This window comes from Methylolobus aquaticus, from assembly GCF_054172105.1.
Genome location: NZ_JBSYXP010000019.1, coordinates 1 through 18,264, shown reverse-complemented (window position 1 = coordinate 18,264; position 18,264 = coordinate 1). Strand labels below are relative to the sequence as shown.

Sequence of the window (18,264 nt, the reverse complement as noted above, 5' to 3'; positions counted from 1 at the left end):
TCCTACAAAAAAACCGAAGCCCACCCTGTACGGGCCCAGCCCCTGGGCGAACCTGCCACTAAGGTTTCCCCGCGGCGGCTCGGTCTAGCCAATCGGCCACCTTCGCCACCAGGGCGCGCGGGTCGACCGGTTTGCCGATGAAGTCATCCATGCCGGCAGCTTCGCACACCGCGCGTTCCTCGGCCAAGGCGTTGGCCGTCATGGCGAGGATCGGCACGTTGGCCCGCCCGGGTAAAGCGCGGATTTGGCGAGCGGCATCGAGACCACTCAGGCGGGGCATCTGGATATCCATCAGAATCAGGTCGTAGGCGTGTGCGGCGGCCCGTTCGACGGCCTCGACCCCATCGACCGCCGCATCGACCGTGGCGCCTGTTTGCGACAGTAGCTCCAGCGCAACGACCCGATTGATCTCGTCATCTTCCACCAACAGGATGTGCCGCCCGGCAAGCTGCCCCGGCACCACCACGGCCTTGGGCGGCATGCCATCATCCTCTGCGGCGTCGCGCGTGGGCTGGACATCTCGGGTCAGACGAGCCGTGAACCAAAAGGTGCTGCCGCGTCCCGGTTCACTGACGACACCGACGCTGCCGCCCATCAACGCGGCGAGGCGCCGGGTGATGGCGAGCCCCAGCCCGGCGCCACCGTACGGGCGGGTCAGCGAGTTGTCCGCCTGTTCGAAGGCGCCGAATAGCCGTTCGAGCTGATCAGCAGGGATGCCCACGCCGGTATCCTGCACTGCGAAGCGCATCAGCGTGCCTGCCGCGTCGTCCTGCTCGCTCGACACGCGCAGCGTGATCTGCCCGGACTCCGTAAACTTCACCGCGTTGGATGCCAGATTCAACAAGGCCTGACAGACTCGAGTCCGGTCGCCGCTGACCAGCCCGCCGGCCCAATCCATCTCGACGCAAAGCCGCAGCCTTTTCGCCCTCGCCGCTTCGCCAATCATGCTGACCACGTCCCGGACAACGTGCTTCGGATCGAAAAAGCTCACGTTGAGGTCGAATTTTCCGGCTTCGATCTTGGCCAGGTCGAGGATGGCGTCGATCACACGCAAGAGGTGCCAACTGGCGGCATCGATGCGGTCCAACTGGTCTGCCTGTTGCGCGTTGACCCCGCTGTGCCGTACCAGGTAGGCCATGCCGGTAATCGCATTCAAGGGCGTCCGCAACTCATGGCTCATGTTGGCCAGGAAGGCGGTCTTGGCCCGGCTGGCTGTTTCGGCCGCCTCCTTCGCCTGCACCAGCTCCACCGTTCGCTGCCGGACCACTTCCTCCAGCTGATCGCGATGCAGGCTCAATTCGCTATTGGCTTCCTGTAGTCGCAAACGGGCCAAGCCCGTCTCGCCGATCAGTTTGGCCAGCCGGGCCAGGAAATCCATCATCCGGCGCACCTGCTCCGGCGAGAAGACGGGCGTGTTGGCCACCGCCTGCAGATAGGGCTGCGGATCGAAGCCAAATTCCGCCGCCTGCCGTTCGAATAAATCGCGGTCAGGCGGTTCGAAGAAGAATTGTCCCGTGAAGAAATTCGCCATGTGTTCGCCGCCGATACTGATGGGCACGGCTACATCCACGAGGCCATTCCGGCACCGGTACACGTTGTACGACTCCCCGCGGCTCAACTGCCCGGCGAGCACGGTATCGCTTTCCAGACAGCGTTGGGCCGTGGCTGGATTCGCGCGGTGGAACTGAGTGCAGACGGGTTGCCAGCCGGAGGCGACCAGGATGCTGCCCTCGAGGTCCAGTATTGCGGTAACGGCACCGGTCAGGCGGGTAAAGCCGTCGCACAGTTCCTGCAACTCCCCTATGTCGACGAGATCACGAAAATTCATGACCGCTCCACCTGGCTATATCGTTCGGCGAGTCAAAGTATATGCTGTGGGTGAGTAGGGACGTCAGGGCCGCGGCGCCGCGATGCTTCGAGCGCCGAAAGACCGTCGTCCGCGGGAAAGCCTCACCGCTCCGCAAGCCGTGCCTGCTCCGTTCTCGCCCTGCAACACACCCCCCGAAAATCCCGCTATGTCACGACTCCCGCGCCAAACGTCCCCGAAGCGGCAACCGATCGATGAACTCTACCTGTCCAGTCAGATGCTGGAACTGGCAGAGCGTTCCGCGAAGGGGGGGTCCTGGCACTGGGACATCAAGCAAGATCAGCTCACCTGGTCGCCCGGGCTGTTCCGGCTGTGGGGGAAGGATCCGGCCACGGATCGGCCGAGCTTTGCGCTGTGGGCGAACTCGCTTCACCCTGACGACCGGCAGGGGGCCCTGGATCAGGTTACCGCCGCGTTGCAGCGGCCAGGTCCCATTTTCCTGCGGTATCGTGTCATCCGCGAGGATGGCGTCACGCACTGGTTCGAGTCCTATGGGCAGCTCTATTGCGACGCTACCGGGAAGCCCGATCACATGTGCGGCTTCTGTCTCGATGTCGATGACCGCGTCAGGCTGGCCCAGGAAAAGATCGACCTGGAACATCACCTCGCCGCAGTCCAGCGCCTGGAATACCAATTACGCCAGAAGCAACAGCAGCTCGAACATACGCTGAACGCCTCCGGCTTGGGGCTATGGGACCTTGATATACCGTCCGGCCGGGTCATCTGCGATGAGCGTTGCTGCAAAATTTTGGGCTACGAGCCAGACACGTTTCCTGCAGGGCAGGCAGGGTGGGAGGGGTTGATCCATCCGGAGGATCGCGAGCGTTTTCTGGCGGTCAGGGCAGCGCACTTTGTCGGTGAGACAGAGACCTACCGCAATGAATACCGCGTACGTCATCGGAATGGGCATTATGTCTGGATCCGATCCAGTGGTCGCGTCGTCGAGTGGGACGCCGACGGTCACCCGCTTCGCTGCATCGGCACGATCCAAGACATCAGCAGCGAGCGGCGTCTTTCGATGGAGGGGCTCGGTCTGCTCGAACGAATCGAAGCCCTGGTGCGAGAGGTTACGGACAGAAACGCTCACCACTCCTCCCACGAACACCGCCAGAACGCGTCTCCGGCCGATACCTTGAGTCGCCGGCAGCGACAGATCCTGGTATTGATTGCCACGGGCATGACGTCGGGCCAGATCGCCGAACGACTGGGCATTGCCACCGGCACGGTCATCAGCCATCGCCGGGAACTGATGCGCAAACTCCAACTGCATAGCACCGCAGAAGTCACCTCCTTTGCGATGCGCCACCAGCTGATCCCGGGCTGACTTCCAACCGTACACCCCAGCCACGCTGGCCATGCCATCAAGACACCTCAATGCATGGTGGCTTTCTGCCACATAAGAGGGATACTCAAAGCCCGCGCCAACGTTTCTAATAAAACCGAAATGCCGGTTCATCAAACATTCCGGCGGTCGCTTCACTCATCTCAAGAACGCCCCCGGTTCCTGCCTCGGGCAGACTCTCCCTCGCGGCCGAGGGGTTCCCGCTAGAGCCAGAGAATCCGCGCCAGAAGGTCTTCGCCCGACTAGGCCATGAGCCACTCAACACCAACTTCGAATGCTGCGCTCGGCGGGGAATGCTTCTCCGTGGGTACCGAGATGGGGCGGTTGATGAGCGCCTTCGACTGGTCGACCACCCCCCTCGGACCGGCGGAAACCTGGTCGCCGGCACTGCGGATGAAGGTCCGGTTCATGCTGGCGAACTGCTTCCCGCTGTTGCTGTGGTGGGGACCGGAGTACACCTCGCTTTACAACGATGCGTACCGCCCCATATTGGGCACCAAGCATCCAGAGGCCTTGGGGCAGCCCCTCCATGCGTGTTGGCGAGAGATCTGGCCCATCCTGCAGCCGCTGGTCGATACGCCGTTTCACGGCGGACCGGCGACCTGGAACGAAGATCTCCTGCTGGAAATCAACCGCCGGGGTTTTGTCGAAGAAGCCCACTTCACGATCGCCTACAGTCCCGTTCCGGACGAGACGGTGCCCGGCGGCATCGGGGGGGTGCTGGCAACGGTCCACGAAATCACCGGTCAGGTCGTCGGCGAGCGCCGCCTCGCGGTGCTGCGCGATCTGGGTGCACGATCGGGCGCGGCGAAGACCGCCGAGCAGGCCTGCGCGATCAGCGCCGAGGCGCTCGCGGCGCACGCCCGGGATATTCCGTTCGCCCTGTTCTATCTGATCGTCCCGGATCGTAAGACGGCCCGTCTCGTCGGAACGACCGGGATGGTGACGGCGCAGCCAGCCTGCCCTGCCCTGGTGTTCCTGGCGAGCGACGGGCCGGACGAGGGGCCCTGGCCGCTGCGTGAAACCCTCCGTAGCAACGCCCCGCAGACCGTGCCGGATCTGATGACCCGCCTGGGCCAACACCTCCCACCGGGGCCCTGGACCGATCCGCCACAGACCGCGGTCGTGGTGCCCCTGCGTCCCGGCAAGACGCACGAACCGGTCGGGTTTCTGGTGGTAGGCATCAGCGCGCGGCTGGCCCTGGACGATGCGTATCGCGACTTCCTGAGCCTCGTTGCCGCACAGATCGCCGCGAGCGTGAGCGCCGCCCGGGAATTCGAGCACGAGCAGCAGCGCGCCGCTGCCCTGGCGGAGCTCGACCGGGCCAAAACCGTCTTTTTCTCCGACGTCAGCCACGAATTCCGTACGCCGCTGACACTGATGCTGGGCCCGATCGAGGAATTGCTCGCGCCCGACAACACGATGGTACCGCCCGCCGCGCGGGGACTGTTCGAGGTGGCGCACCGCAACAGCTTGCGGCTGTTGCGCCTGGTCAATTCGCTGCTGGACTTTGCGCAGATCGAGGCAGGCCGCCGGCAGGCGGTTTTCGAGCCCACGGATCTGGCGGCCCTCACGACCGATCTCGCCAGCGCGTTCCGCGCGGCCACCGAACGCGCCGGCTTGCGGCTTGTCGTGGACTGCCCCCCGCTCGCGGAGCCGATCTGGGTGGATCGGGACCTGTGGGAGACGATTGTCCTGAATCTGGTCTCCAACGCCTTCAAGTTCACCTTCGAGGGGCAGATCACCGTCACGCTCCGAACCGGTGACGTGTCCGCTGAACTGTGCGTTGCCGATACCGGCATGGGGATTCCCGCCGCGGAAATGCCGCGGCTGTTCGAGCGCTTCCACCGGGTGCTGAACCTCGCTGGTCGCACCTATGAGGGCAGTGGTATCGGCTTGGCGCTCGTGCAGGAACTGGCCAAGCTGCACGGTGGCTCGGTCGCCGCCAAGAGCCAGCCGGGGGTAGGCTCTACATTCCTGGTTGCCATTCCACGCGGTAACGCTCATCTCCCGCCCGAACAGATCGGGACCCCACGCCGACCGGCCTCGACGACCGCCCGCGCGGCGCCCTTCGTCGAAGAGGCTCTGCGCTGGCTGCCGGAGTCCCTCATCGAGGCGACCGCACCCTTGCTGCCGCAGGACTTGCTGCCGCTGCCTCGTCCCGCGAATGACGCGATGGTGGTCAGCCGGCCCCGGCTGCTCGTGGCGGACGATAACGCCGATATGCGCCAATCCCTGGAACATCTCCTGGGCCTCCTGTACGATGTGGAAGCGGTGCCTGACGGACAGGCGGCGCTGGAGGCAGTCCACCGCCGCCGGCCGGATTTGATATTAAGCGACATCATGATGCCGCGCCTGGATGGCCTCGGCCTAGTCCGTAAACTCCGGGCGGATGCGGCCATCCAGACCATACCGCTGATCCTGCTCTCGGCGCGGGCGGGCGAAGAATCCCGCATCGAGGGTCTGCAGGCCGGTGCCGACGATTACCTGATCAAGCCGTTCAGCGCTCGCGAGCTGCTCGCCCGTATTGCCGGTCATCTCCAGCTGGCGCGGCTGCGGCAGGAGTCCGCGGCGGCGATCCGCGAGCGGGAGGAACGGTTGCGCGCGCTGATCAAAGCCAGCTCGGATGTCGTTTACCGGATGAGCCCCGACTGGCGCGAGATGCGTTATCTCAACGGCCGTGATTTCATTCCGGACACGATCCAGCCGACCCGGACCTGGCTGGAGAAGTACATCCACCCCGATCATCAGGGCGATGTCCTGGCCGTCATCAACGAGGCTATCCGCACCCAAAGCACGTTCGAACTGGAGCACCAGGTCTTACGCGTTGACGGCAGCCTGGGCTGGACCTTCTCGCGGGCGATCCCGTTGTTCGATGGGCGGGGCGATGTCACCGAGTGGGTAGGAATGGCGACCGACATCACCGCCCGCAAGGAAATCGAGCAGCAGATGCGGCGTGATCTCGACGCGATGAACTGCCTGCATCAACTCGGTACGCTGGCGGCGCATGACGGCGATCTGGCGCCCGTTCTGACGAAAGTCGTCGACACGGCCATCGCCATCAGTGCGGCGGATTTCGGCCACATCCAGTTGGTCGATCCGGCCAGCGGCGGGCTGCGCATCGCGGCGCAGCGCGGCTTTTCGCGCGGGTGGCTCGAATTCTGGAATGCCGCCGACAGAGGCCATGGTGCCTGTGACGCAGCGCTGGAAAGCGGCGAGCGCGTGATTGTCGAAGACATCGAACGCAGTCCCATCTTCATCGACACGCCGGCCTTGGGCATTCAGCTCGAAGCCGGCGTGCATGCCGTGCAATCGACCCCGCTGATCAGCCGGTCGGGAGCGATCCTGGGCGTGTTCTCGACTCACTACCGGACGCCCCACTGCCCTGACGAGCGTAGCCTGCATCTGCTCGATCTGCTCGCCCATGAGGCGGCCGCAATCATCGAGCACGCTCAAAACGAAACGGCGCAGCGAGACAGTGCCGCGGCACAACAACGTCAACGGGAATTTCTCGAATGCGTGATCAACCATGCGGGGGCGTGCATTGCCGTGCTCAAGGGGCGCGACTTGCGCTACGTGCTGGTCAATCCGGCGTTCGAGGCCTTCACCCAGGGCGTGCCGATGGTCGGGCGAACCTATCGTGAGCTGTTTCCCGAAGCGGCGGCGGCGGGTGCCGAAGCGCGGCTGGAGCAGGTGCTGGAGACCGGTGAGCCATGGCATGTGGAGGCCTATCGCGCACCCGTTCCCGGCTTTCCCGATGCGCTCTGGCAAGGTCATGTCGTCCGTCTTCCCAGCATTCCGGGCGAGGAGGCGTCGCTATTGGCCGTGGTCTGGGAAATCACCGCCCTCAAGCAGGCCGAGGCGGCGTTGGAGGAAACGCGGTTACTACTGGAGGAAGGCCAGAAAATTGCCCATCTGGGCAGTTTCGAGTACCTCGTAGCCACGCAAACCACGCGGTGGTCGGAAGAGAAATACCGGATCTACGGACTGGACCCGGCCGATCCGTCACCGTCTTACGACTGGCTGCTGCAGCAATGTATTCATCCCGACGATAAAGAGTTGCTGCAAGCGACCTTTACGGTGGCCCTGCAAAGCCGCTCGATCTACGAACTGGAACACCGGATCGTGCGGCCCGACGGCAGTACCCGATGGGTCTACGACCGCGCGCACCCCCACTTCGACGAGCAGGGCGAACTCGTTCGCTATGTCGGTACGACGCTGGACATCACCGACCGCAAGGAAAGCGAACTGAATCTGTGCCGGATGCGCGATGCGCTCGCCGCCAGCGAGGACCGTTTCCGGTTGGCCATGGATGCCGCCTCGGAAGGTATCTGGGACTGGCACCTCGACACCGGGGCGGTTTACTACAGCCCGGGCTATGCCACGATGCTGGGTTACGCGCCGCAGGACTTTACCTGGAATGTCAGCACCTGGCTCCGGCTGCTGCATCCCGATGATGCCGAGGCCACGATCCAGCAAGCCCACCGGCGCCTGCTCGAAACCGGATGCTATGCGCTCGAGTTCCGGCTGCGCTGCCGCGATGGCAGTTACCGCTGGATCCTGAGCCGCGGCAAGGTGGTGGAATGCGATGCCGATGGGACACCCCGGCGGGCCATCGGAACCCACGTCGACATCACCGAACTCAAGGAAGCCCGTCAGGTGGCCGAGGCGGCCAACGTCGCGAAGAGCGCCTTCCTCGCCAACATGAGCCATGAGATCCGCACACCGCTGAATGCGATCACCGGCATGGCGTATCTGATCCGGCGCGGTGGTGTCAGTCCGGAGCAGGCCGAACGGCTGGACAAGCTGGAAACTGCTGGCCAACACCTGTTGGAGATCGTCAGCGACATCCTGGACCTGTCGAAGATCGAGGCAGGGAAACTCAGCCTCGCCGCCGCACCCGTCAACATCGAGACGGTGGTGGCCAATGTCATCACCATCTTGAGCGCCAAGGCGCGGGAAAAACAACTGGTGCTGGAATCGTCCGTCGCGCCACTGCCCCCCCACCTGCTGGGTGATCAGACGCGCCTGCAGCAAGCCTTGCTCAACTATGGCAATAACGCCGTCAAGTTCACTCCCCAGGGGCGCATCACCCTGCGGGTCAGCGCGCTGCAGGAGGATGCGACGACGGCAATCGTCTTGTTCGAAGTCACCGACACCGGGATTGGCATCGCGCCGGAACACCTGGAGCGGCTGTTTCACGAGTTCGAGCAGGCCGACAACACGATCACCCGCAAATATGGCGGTACCGGCCTGGGCCTCGCCATCACCCAGCATCTGGCTGAACTGATGGGGGGCGAAGTCGGGGTCGAATCCCATCCGGGCGCCGGCAGTTCCTTCTGGTTTACCGCGCGATTGAAGAAAGGCGGGGCCGTAGATGAGCGACACGCAGACCACTCAACCGACGACCCGGAAACCGTGCTCAAGCGCGACTATTCGGGCACCCGAATCCTGCTGGTGGAGGACGACCCCATCAATCGGGAAGTCGCCCTCAGTCTGCTGGAAGATTTTCCCTTCGTCGTAGTTGCAGCCGAAGACGGCCTACAGGCGCTGGACCAGGCCAGCCACAACCCCTATGACCTGATCCTGATGGACCTGCAGATGCCGCGGATGGACGGACTGGAGGCAACCCGGCAGATCCGGCGCTTGCCCCATCACGCCACCACACCGATTCTGGCGCTGACCGCCAACGCCTTCAAGGAAGACGAGGCACACTGCGTCGCGGCCGGCATGAACGGGTTCATTACCAAGCCGGTGCCTCCCAAGGAACTCTATGCGATGCTGTTACTTTGCCTGAAGCCGCCGTCCGAGCATCGGAGAAAGGCCAGCTCGCCGGCTGGCCGGCGTCATGCAACGCGAGATGACCCGCTGGATCACGCCATCCAGGTCCATCGACGGTGGGTGGCGCGTTTCGAAAGCAGCGTCGAAGGTATCAACATTGGCGGTTTCGATGTCACCAAAGCGAGCGATTCCAGCGCCTGTGAATTCGGTCAGTGGCTCGAAAGCCCCGCTGCCCGTGATCGCCTGGATGCCTCGCACCGCATGCAGCTCAACGACCTGCACCAAGCATTCCATGCCATCGCCGGCACCCTTGCCGCCCAGCTCAACCACGGCGACAGCGGGGAGGCAGTACAGCGGGGCCTAGCCGAACTCGACACGCTATCGCGACAGATCGTCGACCGACTGACGGCAATTCAGAGCCAGGACCAAGTCACGCGAAAAGAGTAATCGGAGTCATCGCTTTGACGCGGGATGACACATGATGCGAGGCGCCGGATAGGGTTCCTGGAGCTGGCCTGTTGGCAGTCAGTGTCGTGATCCGGACCTGAACGAGTTCAGCCCTTCAGGTAATGGGAATGGCCTACGGAGTTTCGCTGGGCTCCGAGCTTCCTACCCACACGCCCCAATCGCCCCGCACGCCGTGCAGAAGTTGCAGCCGTCCTTGCGGATGACGGCGTAGTTGCCGCACTCGGGGCAGCGCTTGCCGGGGCGGACTTCCATCGCGCCGGCGGTGGCCGGGCGCAGCGGCACGACGTTGTCGGCCTCGAAATGCAACAGCCCCATTTCCTCGATCGGGTAGCCGTCCTCGTCCAGCAGGCCGAGCCGTGCGTAGCGGTGCAGGATCAGCCGGGCCAGATAGGCGATCGTCGAGGGGGTGTTCTGCTGCCGGTGCTCGCCCGGCACCCAGGCCAGGAAGTCGCCGCGCGGTTCGGGGAAATCGGCGAGCTGGCGCAGCTTGGCGCCGATCCAGGCCGGATCGATCACGCGCATGTCGAAGGACAGCGACTTGCACAGCCCGTCGAACAGCCGCGGGTACTCGCCCGATAGCCACAGCGAATACGGCCGGCGCTGGCCATTCGGCAGCTGTAGTTCCTTCAGGAACAGCACGCAGTCATCCCCGGTAGCCGGGTTGATCACGTCCACGGTCCACGACAGCGTGCCGTCGGTGCCGGTCTTGGGTTCCTTGGGCGACATCAGGGCATCGAGTACCGGCGTCGGGCCGGGATGGTCGAAAGCGCCGAGCTGCGCGCAGCGGTAATGCACCAGCCGGGCGAAGCCGGCGATCAGGCTCGGCACGCGCACCGGGTCACCGTCCGGTGGGAACGGCAGATCGAAGGCATCGTCGCCCTGGGCCCGCATCAGGCTGGCGAGCTTGGCCTTGAGCCAGCCGCGGTCATTCGAGCGCAGATCCATCGACAGCGACTTGGCCAGTGCCCCGAGGCCGCGTGGCTGTTCGGCGCCGTTGACCCAGACCTCGAACGGGTGGTTCTCGCCGTTCTCGATGTGGCCGACGAATAGCGCGAAGCTGCCGCGCGGGTGATCGACCATGTAGGTCCAGGCCGGATTGCCGCCGGCCGGGCGCGGGCGCTTCCGCCAGCGCAGCGAGGCCAGGGCCGGTTCCGGCAGCGATTCCAGCCGCAGGCGCCGGTCGGGATCGGTGTCGGCGAAGTCGTCCGAGTCAGCCGCTTCAGGTTCCGGGCCATCCGCGACCAGCACCTGACCGACGACCGCGTTGGGCCGGTAGGTCGCGAGGCCCTTCAGGCCGGCCTTCCAGGCTTCGAAATAGAGATCCTGGAAGTCGGCATAGGGGTAGTCGGCCGGGACGTTGACGGTCTTCGAGATCGACGAGTCGATGTAGGGCTGCACCGTCGCCAGCATGCGCATGTGGTCCAGCGCGGCGATCTCCAGTGCGGTCACCCAGTGCGACGGCAGATGGGCGATATCGCCGCCCCGGGCGCGGTACAGCCGGTAGGCGTGGTCCTCGACCGCGTATTCCTCGACACTGCCGTCGGCCGCGCGCTTGCGGCGGGTGTAACTCCACGAGAACGGCGGTTCGATGCCGTTCGAGGCGTTGTCGGCAAAGGCCAGGCTGATGGTGCCGGTCGGCGCGATCGCCAGCAGATGGCTGTTGCGAATGCCGTCCCGGCGGATCGCCTCGCGCAGCTCCGCAGGCAGCCGCGATGTGAAGCCGGAGGCCAGGTACGGTTCGGCCTCGAACAGCGGGAAGGCGCCTTTCTCGCGCGCCAGCTCGACCGAGGCGCGATAGGACTCGTCGCGCATCACTGCGGCCACGCGCGCCGCCAGCTCCCGCGCGGCGTCGGTGTCGTAGCGCAGACCCAGCATCAACAGCGCATCACCCAGGCCGGTGAAACCCAGCCCGATGCGGCGCTTGGCCATGGCCTCGCTGCGCTGCTGCGGCAGGGGCCAGAAGGTCAGGTCCAGCACGTTGTCGAGCATGCGCACCGCAGTGCGGACCAGGGCACCGAAGCCGGCGAGATCGAACTCGGCCTGGGCTTCGAAGGGCTCGGAGAGAAAGCGCGTCAGGTCGATCGATCCCAAACAGCAGCAGCCGTAATCGGGCAGCCATTCTTCGGCGCAGGGGTTGGTGGCCTCGAAGCGCTCGCAGTAGGCCAGGTTGTTGTCGTCGTTGGCGCGGTCGACGAACAGCACGCCGGGTTCGGCGTGGTCGTAGGTGCTGCGCATGATGCGGTCCCACAGCTCGCGGGCGCGCACTGAACGGTAGACCCACAGCCCGTCCTCGCGCTGGGCGGCACCGGCAGCCTTCTGCTCGTCCGAGGGTTCGGCCGGATGGACCAGCGCCCAGGACGCATCGGACGCGACGGCTTCCATGAACGCATCGGTCACGGCCACCGAGATATTGAAGTTGCTGAGTTCCCCGGCGGTGTCCTTGGCCTGCACGAAGTCGAGCACATCCGGGTGGTCGCAGCGCAGCACGCCCATCTGCGCGCCGCGGCGGGCCCCGGCCGATTCCACCGTTTCGCAGGAGCGGTCGAACACGCGCATGTAGCTGACCGGCCCGCTGGCGCTGCTGGCGGTGCCGCGCACCCGGGCACCTTTCGGCCGGATGCGCGAGAAGTCGTAGCCGACCCCGCCGCCGCGGCGCATGGTTTCGGCCGACTCGGTCAGCGCGGTGTAGATGCCCGGCTTGCCGTCCTCGCAGCACGAGACCGAATCGCCGACCGGCTGCACGAAGCAGTTGATCAGCGTGGCTTCGATGTCGGTGCCGGCGGCCGACAGGATGCGTCCGGCCGGGATGAAACCCTGGCGCAAGGCGGTCAGGAATTGCGGCTCGAAGGCGCCGCGGCGGGCCTCGGGTTCGACCGAGGCGATGGCGCGGGCGACGCGGGCGAACACGTCCTCGGCGCTGGTTTCGCCGTGCTTGGCGTACTTTTCGAGCAGAACGTCGCGGGAGATGGGTTGGAGGTTCATAGCCGGTAGGTCACACGGGTAATGGTCGAGGGAGGATAGGACCGCAGTGTGGGATCATAGAAAAATAATGTCAGCGATCCGACCGCCGAGTATCTCCGATCGGTCGTGATTCGGGTGTGACAAAGGCGACATTACGGCGCTCGCTGCTGGGAATCTTTGTTGAGGAGGCTGGCCATGTGGAGAAAAGTCGGGATTGTGGTGCTGATGGCGGGTTTGCTGTCAGCTTGTGCGGTGGGTCGGAAGCAGGACTATCTGTCGGCCAGTCCCAGCTTCTCTTCCGCGGTCGCTAGCCGCTTGGCGGTCGGGGTACAGGACCGCCGTCCCTACATTCTGGACCATGACAAGGACGAAGATTTCGTCGGCTTGCAGCGCGGCGGCTACGGCAATCCGTTCGATGTCTCGACCAAGTCGAAACAGCCGCTCGCGGACGACATGGCGAAGGTGCTGACGAAGGCCCTGACTCAGTCGGGCGCTCGGGTGACCACGGTCAAGCTGGCGCCGGCCTTATCGAGGGACCAGGTCATCGCCGCGTTGCGGGCCGCTCCCGCCGACAAGTTGCTGCTGCTGTCTCTGAAGGAATGGAAGTCCGATACCTACCAGGGCACGGAGATTATCTACGACGCCGAAATGGAAGCCTTCGATGCCGGTGGGAAGCGGCTGGCTCACCAGCGGATCGAGGGTACCGATCAGCTCGGCGCTGCGTTCTGGGATCCGCAGTCCCAGGCGCAGGAGGAAGTGCCGAAGTCCTTCCAGCGGAAACTCGAGATCCTGTTTGCCGGCGACGTCGCCAAGGCCCTGAGTAAGTGATCGACCACGGGTCGTCTGGCGTGCCCAGCCGTTCCGTCTGCCGTCCCAAGCAACATCTGGAGGCGGCGGGCAAGCTCTATCCAAGGGCTTGGAAGCTGATCGATGCGATGCGCGCCGATCGGGGACGCGGGTTGCCGGAGTGGCCCGAGTGGTGTTTCGTGCCGCTGGCCGCGAGCGCTGCGGTGGTCAACGAAGGCGCCAGCGAGACAGAGGTTCTTTCGCGCGTGGTCGATATGGGCCGTCTCGCTGCCTTGGCGGCATGGCGGGTCAGTCAGGGCGTCTACCGCTTCGACCCGGAGGTCTACGCGGCGGTTCGCTCGACGCCGCTCAGTGGCGAGTTGCCGTGTGACGTGCTGTTCCGGCTACCAGAGTGGTGCGTCTATGTCGAAACGCCCGGCATGACGTTCAGCGGTGGCCAGTTGCACGGGTTCTTCGCGCACCTGGAATGGGATCCCCGCGACGGCCGCGCGGAATTACGGCTGCTGCTCGATCTCGAAGGGGCCTTGCTGCCCGCGCCGCTGCATCTTGGTCCCTGGAGCCTCGATGAGGCGTTGCGGCGGGTGATCCAGGCAGGCATCGAAGAAGGCCGGGCCCACGGCTTCCTGACGCCGGGGGTGACGGGACTACCCAAGGGCGGGCCACCAGCACCGACGGAATATGCCCCGCTCCTCTCGTTGCTGCTCTATCTCTGCGCTCAGAATGCGGAGATCGGCGACGGTCGCCGCCAGCCCGAGCGCCCCCAGCCGAAGCGCACCAAGCACGGGGAGCGCTTGTTTCCGCCGAACCGGCCGACGGTCTGGGACGTCGGCTCGCGGCTGGGCGCGGCGTTGCGGCGTGCGGCCGGTGTGGAGGACATATCGAATGAGACGACGAGTGCGATGCGTGGGTCTGCCCGGCCGCACATCCGCCGGGCGCATTGGCACACCTACCGGGTCGGGCCGGGTAAGGCCGATGCGCTGCTGAAGTGGTTGCCGCCGATTGCGGTCAACGTGACCGATCCGGATGCGCTGCCGGTGACGGTGCGGAGTGTTGGGGGCGGTGGGTAGCTCGCGCGGTGAGCGGGAGAAGTGTCTCAAGTTGTGACAGGTTTCGATTGGGGCGGACTGGTCTCAGACCTTACCCTGGGAGCGTCCCGGGGCCTTCGATCTTCGCCTCAGCGAAGGTCGGTGTGCGCCCCAGATGAGACACCACTGAGGGCAGATGGCGCGTTTTAGATCTGAACCGTCATCCGGAACACATTCCCAGCCGACAAGTCCTTGGCCACAGCGGACATTCACTTTTGCTGAATACGGGCTATTCAACAATTGGAGCTTTGTTCCAGGCGGGCCCGGTAATCGTCTCCATTGACAGGCAATTAGCGCAGAGCGAAACAGAAAACTGTCACGCTGATCGAAGCAGCTTAGGGCTGCAGGCCTTGCGCACTACCGGGCGCGTCTCCTTCATACCGGCAACGTCGGATCTTTGAAAGAGATCGCCGAGGCCGAGCGCATGGATCCCAGGTAGATCAGGCGGATTACCTGATTGGCATGGGTGGGGTTGGGTTTGGTGAAAAGCTCGAATGCTTTTTGAATAGGTTCAACCCCGGCCACCTCGTTGGTATTGCAGGGGCTTGCCGGCGTAACAGGACCAAACGCCACCCTCAGCGTCGCAAGCCTTTCGGTCCGTCGTGACCGCTGATTCTGGAGGCCAGCTGAAACGTCCGGTCACGTTGCTCAGAAATCAACGGTCATCTTCATCCGGAATACACACCCAGCATCCGAATGTGACTTGAAAGTGTGAAACCCCACTCCTTCTCACATCTTCATGTGATCCCACACAGATTGACAGAGTTTTTTCGTAAGCGCAGCATCGGTGACATCCAATCGCGATTCCGCCAGTTACGAATTACCGAAGATACCCTATATGCTAGCGATCGACAGATGTGCAGAAAAGGTATGACTTCAACGCATCCACACACTAGGCAGACTTGACATGAAGCAGACCCAGACCTTTCGTCATCGACCATTGGCTTTGGCCATCGCACTGGCGCTGGCCCCCCCCGTCCACGCAGGCACGATCAACGTCGGGACCGCAGGTTGTGGCCTCGCGGACGCCATCAGAGCGGCTAACTCGGACGCACCCTCGGGCGGCTGCCCAGCGGGCAGTGGTGCCGACACGCTGCGCCTTATGAAGCCAACCTTCACGAAAACCGGCCCTGATGACCTCACCTATGGTCCTACTGGCTATCCGTTGGTAACGAGCCAGATCACCATTCAAGGGGACCCCGATGGCAACGGGGTTGGTGTCTTGGTACAGCGATCAAGCGCTGCTGGAACGCCCGCATTTCGCTTATTCACAGTCGGCCAAGGTGGTGACCTGACGCTTGACCATGTCATGGTCAAGAATGGATCGGTCGTTGCAAAGAACTACTGGTCCCCGCATATGGTATCTGCAATATACAATAAAAGAGGTTTTCTCACCGTCGCGCACAGCGTTATAAGTGGGAACAAAACTCAAGATAATTCTCCATTTCCACAGTTCCGCAATTGCACCATCGGGTCCGAGGGTGGTTTTATTCCCGCGGAAACAAAAATTGTTGATTCCATCATAGCGGATAATATTGGCTGTGGAATTGAAGTTACCGCTACATATCCGGAAAGAGGTAACAAGCTCAGTGTGCTTCGCAGCACAATCTCTGATAACAGTGGGGACGGGCTTCGGTGTGACCCTTGGCAGGATCTTTGCTCAATCGAAGATAGCCTGATAAGTGGTAACAGAAATGGAATAGGGGGTGGGCTAGGGTCAGTGACGGTAGTCAAAACGCGTGTCACAGGAAATAGTTGTAGAGGCATATGGGCAAGCTACGCTGACCTAAAGGATTCCGAGGTATCCGTAAATGGCTGTGAGGGGGTTAATGTTCTGGGGGTGGATGCCGTAAACTCAACGATTAGCGGAAACCTAGAAGGTATACGTGTGGATGGGGATAATTCGTCAGGCCCGACGAGCACGCTCATTAATAGTACAGTTATCGGAAATAATGGTATGGGGGCTGGACTAGGATTTTCCGCCGCGATTGTTAACTCCATAGTCTCAGGCAATAAGTATCTCGATTGCGACGCAGCGTATATTAACTCTATAACAGGCAGTTTAATTGGTGACGGAAGTTGCGACGCCGTGGCACGAGGCGCTTTGACCGGAGATCCCAAGCTAGCTCCACTCCTCGACAATGGCGGCCCGACATTGACTCACGGACTGCGCTTCGGTCTGAGTCCTGGCATCAATGGCGGTGATCTCAGCAACTGTCAGCAAACCGATCAACGCGGCGCCGCTCGCCCGCAGGACGGCACGTGCGACATCGGCGCCTTTGAACTCATCACCAAGGTTCAGCCATCTGTTGCCTCGGTAGACGCCTTCTTCACGGCTGCTGTTCAAGGGAAGACACTTCGAGGAACGGGCACTGGGACCATGCCGGGCTTCCGTGTCAGCGCCGTTCGACAGCAAGTGCGCGTTTCCGGCGACCTTGTGAGCCAGGGCAAAACTAACGAAGCCTGCACACAACTGGCTCAGACTTTGACACACATCGACACTGACGGCGCTTCGCCGGACGTAAATGATTATGTGACCGGCGCGAGTTCACCTGGAATGGTTTCTCGATTGAAAGCGGTTCGTACTAAGCTTGGGTGCAGTTGAAGGACCGTCGACATTCCGCGTCAACACTCCGCTTTAATCCGCGCGCCGATACTGCAGGCCAGAGCCTCGGCGCACAGCACCGCGCCCAGCCCTCCTCGGTAATTCGCTCGGAGTTCTTTATACTTGAATGTATCTTCTATGCAACTCAGCATCAGCCATGAGCATCGCCCGCAACATCGCCGATCGCCGCAGGACTCTCGGCTGGACCCAGCGTGAGCTGGAGAAGGCGGCGGGTTTTACGCAGGCGCAGATCAGACGTATCGAGGCTGACAAGGCCGCGAGAACATTACCTTCCTGAGTTTGCGCAAGCTGGCGAGGCCTTCGGCTGCAGCGTAGTCGACCTGTTGACCGACGCAGACCGGTGCCCGCCTCGGGGTCGCTGCCGACCGGAAAAGTGTCACAAGTTGAGACAGTTTTCTATTCGGCTATGGCGCCGTGCGAACCAGTGCGATGACCGACCAGAATGTCGTTAAGAGCCTAGTTTTAAGCGACCTCAGAAGAACCTGAAGTCGCTATAAGCTCATCGCGATTTCGGAGTGGTCGGCAGTTGATCCTTGCAGTCGAACGCTGCATTGGAACCGACGCTTAAACTGCACGATCACGCGATGAGCTTTCCCGTGACCTGCTTCCCTCTTCCAATGCCTGCTGCTGCTCCTTCCCTGATCGTCATAGCGCGTTGACAAGAACGCAGTGTGGGCACATGCTCTCGCCCAATATCGGGCGGCACAGCCCATTGAGTTTCTTACACTCAGCATGGCCATCATACTGTCAGCGTCTGATCCCAATCAGGTGGCCTCGGCCACCAGCTTCGAGGCGCTGGTCGGCGAACCCGCCGAACGGTTGTTGGTAATGTCGGGGATCGCGATCCCCGAATTCTGGACCAACCATGACGAGGAGCCGCGGGCTGACGAGATCATTGTGCGCCTCGGCGTGCATGTAGCCTCACTCGACGACTCCACCGTTCATGTCGGACTCTGCGGCATCAGCAACGACGAGACTAACTTCACCTTCTCGCTCAACACCGCGGTGCTCAAGGTGGAGCCGGGGACAGGCGAACTGCTGCTCAGCGTTGGCGCGGTGATCCTCGGCGAGAAGACACTGATCCATCGCTTCGGCTACCAGGTGGTGGCGAAGGTGCGGAAGGTGGCGGCCCGGATCGAAGGCGTTATCGCCGTGCCGGTCGACATCCTCGATGTGTCGCGGCTGTCGCCGGCCGATCTCGCCGTGCAGTTCAAGATCACCGCGAGCCGCATCGAGCGGCAAGCACCGCTGCCCGGCGGCTTCGCGTGGGACCGGCTGATCCCGGTGAAATTCGGAAAAGTGGACGATACGGCTTCTGCACGCGAGG

At 63.1% G+C, this 18,264-nt stretch carries 10 protein-coding genes; 7 read left to right on the top strand and 3 right to left on the bottom strand.

Features of this window, described 5'->3' with window-relative positions:
- Positions 1-58 precede the first annotated feature (58 nt).
- Positions 59-1,828, bottom strand: a complete 1,770-nt coding sequence (locus ACW73L_RS19415) for a PocR ligand-binding domain-containing protein (protein ID WP_498924227.1) — start codon at positions 1,826-1,828, stop codon at positions 59-61.
- 187 nt (positions 1,829-2,015) lie between these two features.
- Here ACW73L_RS19415 and ACW73L_RS19410 point away from each other — a divergent pair, with 187 nt between their 5' ends.
- Positions 2,016-3,191, top strand: a complete 1,176-nt coding sequence (locus ACW73L_RS19410) for a helix-turn-helix transcriptional regulator (RefSeq protein ID WP_498924226.1) — start codon at positions 2,016-2,018, stop codon at positions 3,189-3,191.
- Between the two features lie 267 nt (positions 3,192-3,458).
- Positions 3,459-9,437: a response regulator gene (locus ACW73L_RS19405; RefSeq protein WP_498924225.1), complete on the top strand. Its 5,979-nt coding sequence runs from the start codon at positions 3,459-3,461 to the stop codon at positions 9,435-9,437.
- A 162-nt stretch (positions 9,438-9,599) separates the two neighbouring features.
- Here the strand turns inward: ACW73L_RS19405 and ACW73L_RS19400 are convergent, their stop codons facing one another.
- Positions 9,600-12,440, bottom strand: coding sequence for an adenosylcobalamin-dependent ribonucleoside-diphosphate reductase (locus ACW73L_RS19400; RefSeq protein ID WP_498924224.1), 2,841 nt, complete (start codon positions 12,438-12,440; stop codon positions 9,600-9,602).
- 174 nt (positions 12,441-12,614) lie between these two features.
- On the opposite strand from ACW73L_RS19400, the gene ACW73L_RS19395 reads away from it, so the two are divergent.
- Together ACW73L_RS19395 and ACW73L_RS19390 are read left to right on the top strand one after the other, a co-directional pair.
- On the top strand, positions 12,615-13,247 hold the full coding sequence (locus tag ACW73L_RS19395; RefSeq protein ID WP_498924223.1) for a YajG family lipoprotein: 633 nt from the start codon (positions 12,615-12,617) through the stop codon (positions 13,245-13,247).
- 20 nt (positions 13,248-13,267) lie between these two features.
- Positions 13,268-14,293: an AcrVA2 family anti-CRISPR protein gene (locus ACW73L_RS19390; protein WP_498924222.1), complete on the top strand. Its 1,026-nt coding sequence runs from the start codon at positions 13,268-13,270 to the stop codon at positions 14,291-14,293.
- Between the two features lie 393 nt (positions 14,294-14,686).
- Here the strand turns inward: ACW73L_RS19390 and ACW73L_RS19385 are convergent, their stop codons facing one another.
- Positions 14,687-14,884: a hypothetical protein gene (locus ACW73L_RS19385; RefSeq protein WP_498924221.1), complete on the bottom strand. Its 198-nt coding sequence runs from the start codon at positions 14,882-14,884 to the stop codon at positions 14,687-14,689.
- Positions 14,885-15,218: 334 nt separating this feature from the next.
- On the opposite strand from ACW73L_RS19385, the gene ACW73L_RS19380 reads away from it, so the two are divergent.
- The 3 genes from ACW73L_RS19380 to ACW73L_RS19370 form a co-directional block, all read left to right on the top strand.
- Positions 15,219-16,916, top strand: a complete 1,698-nt coding sequence (locus tag ACW73L_RS19380; RefSeq protein ID WP_498924220.1) for a choice-of-anchor Q domain-containing protein — start codon at positions 15,219-15,221, stop codon at positions 16,914-16,916.
- Between the two features lie 157 nt (positions 16,917-17,073).
- Entirely contained in the window at positions 17,074-17,214 is a 141-nt protein-coding gene (locus ACW73L_RS19375) for a helix-turn-helix domain-containing protein (protein ID WP_498924219.1), read from the top strand.
- Positions 17,215-17,669: 455 nt separating this feature from the next.
- Positions 17,670-18,264: hypothetical protein (locus ACW73L_RS19370; RefSeq protein WP_498924218.1), on the top strand; the 595-nt coding region annotated here is incomplete at its 3' end.

What these genes read in the sequence shown, in the direction of transcription:
- ACW73L_RS19410 (WP_498924226.1), top strand. Translation starts at nt 2,016, where the DNA reads ATGTCACGACTCCCGCGCCAAACGTCCCCGAAGCGGCAACCGATCGAT.
- ACW73L_RS19400 (WP_498924224.1), bottom strand. Translation starts at nt 12,440, where the DNA reads ATGAACCTCCAACCCATCTCCCGCGACGTTCTGCTCGAAAAGTACGCC.
- ACW73L_RS19375 (WP_498924219.1), top strand. Translation starts at nt 17,074, where the DNA reads ATGAGCATCGCCCGCAACATCGCCGATCGCCGCAGGACTCTCGGCTGG.
- ACW73L_RS19405 (WP_498924225.1), top strand. Translation starts at nt 3,459, where the DNA reads ATGAGCCACTCAACACCAACTTCGAATGCTGCGCTCGGCGGGGAATGC.
- ACW73L_RS19415 (WP_498924227.1), bottom strand. Translation starts at nt 1,828, where the DNA reads ATGAATTTTCGTGATCTCGTCGACATAGGGGAGTTGCAGGAACTGTGC.
- ACW73L_RS19380 (WP_498924220.1), top strand. Translation starts at nt 15,219, where the DNA reads ATGAAGCAGACCCAGACCTTTCGTCATCGACCATTGGCTTTGGCCATC.
- ACW73L_RS19395 (WP_498924223.1), top strand. Translation starts at nt 12,615, where the DNA reads ATGTGGAGAAAAGTCGGGATTGTGGTGCTGATGGCGGGTTTGCTGTCA.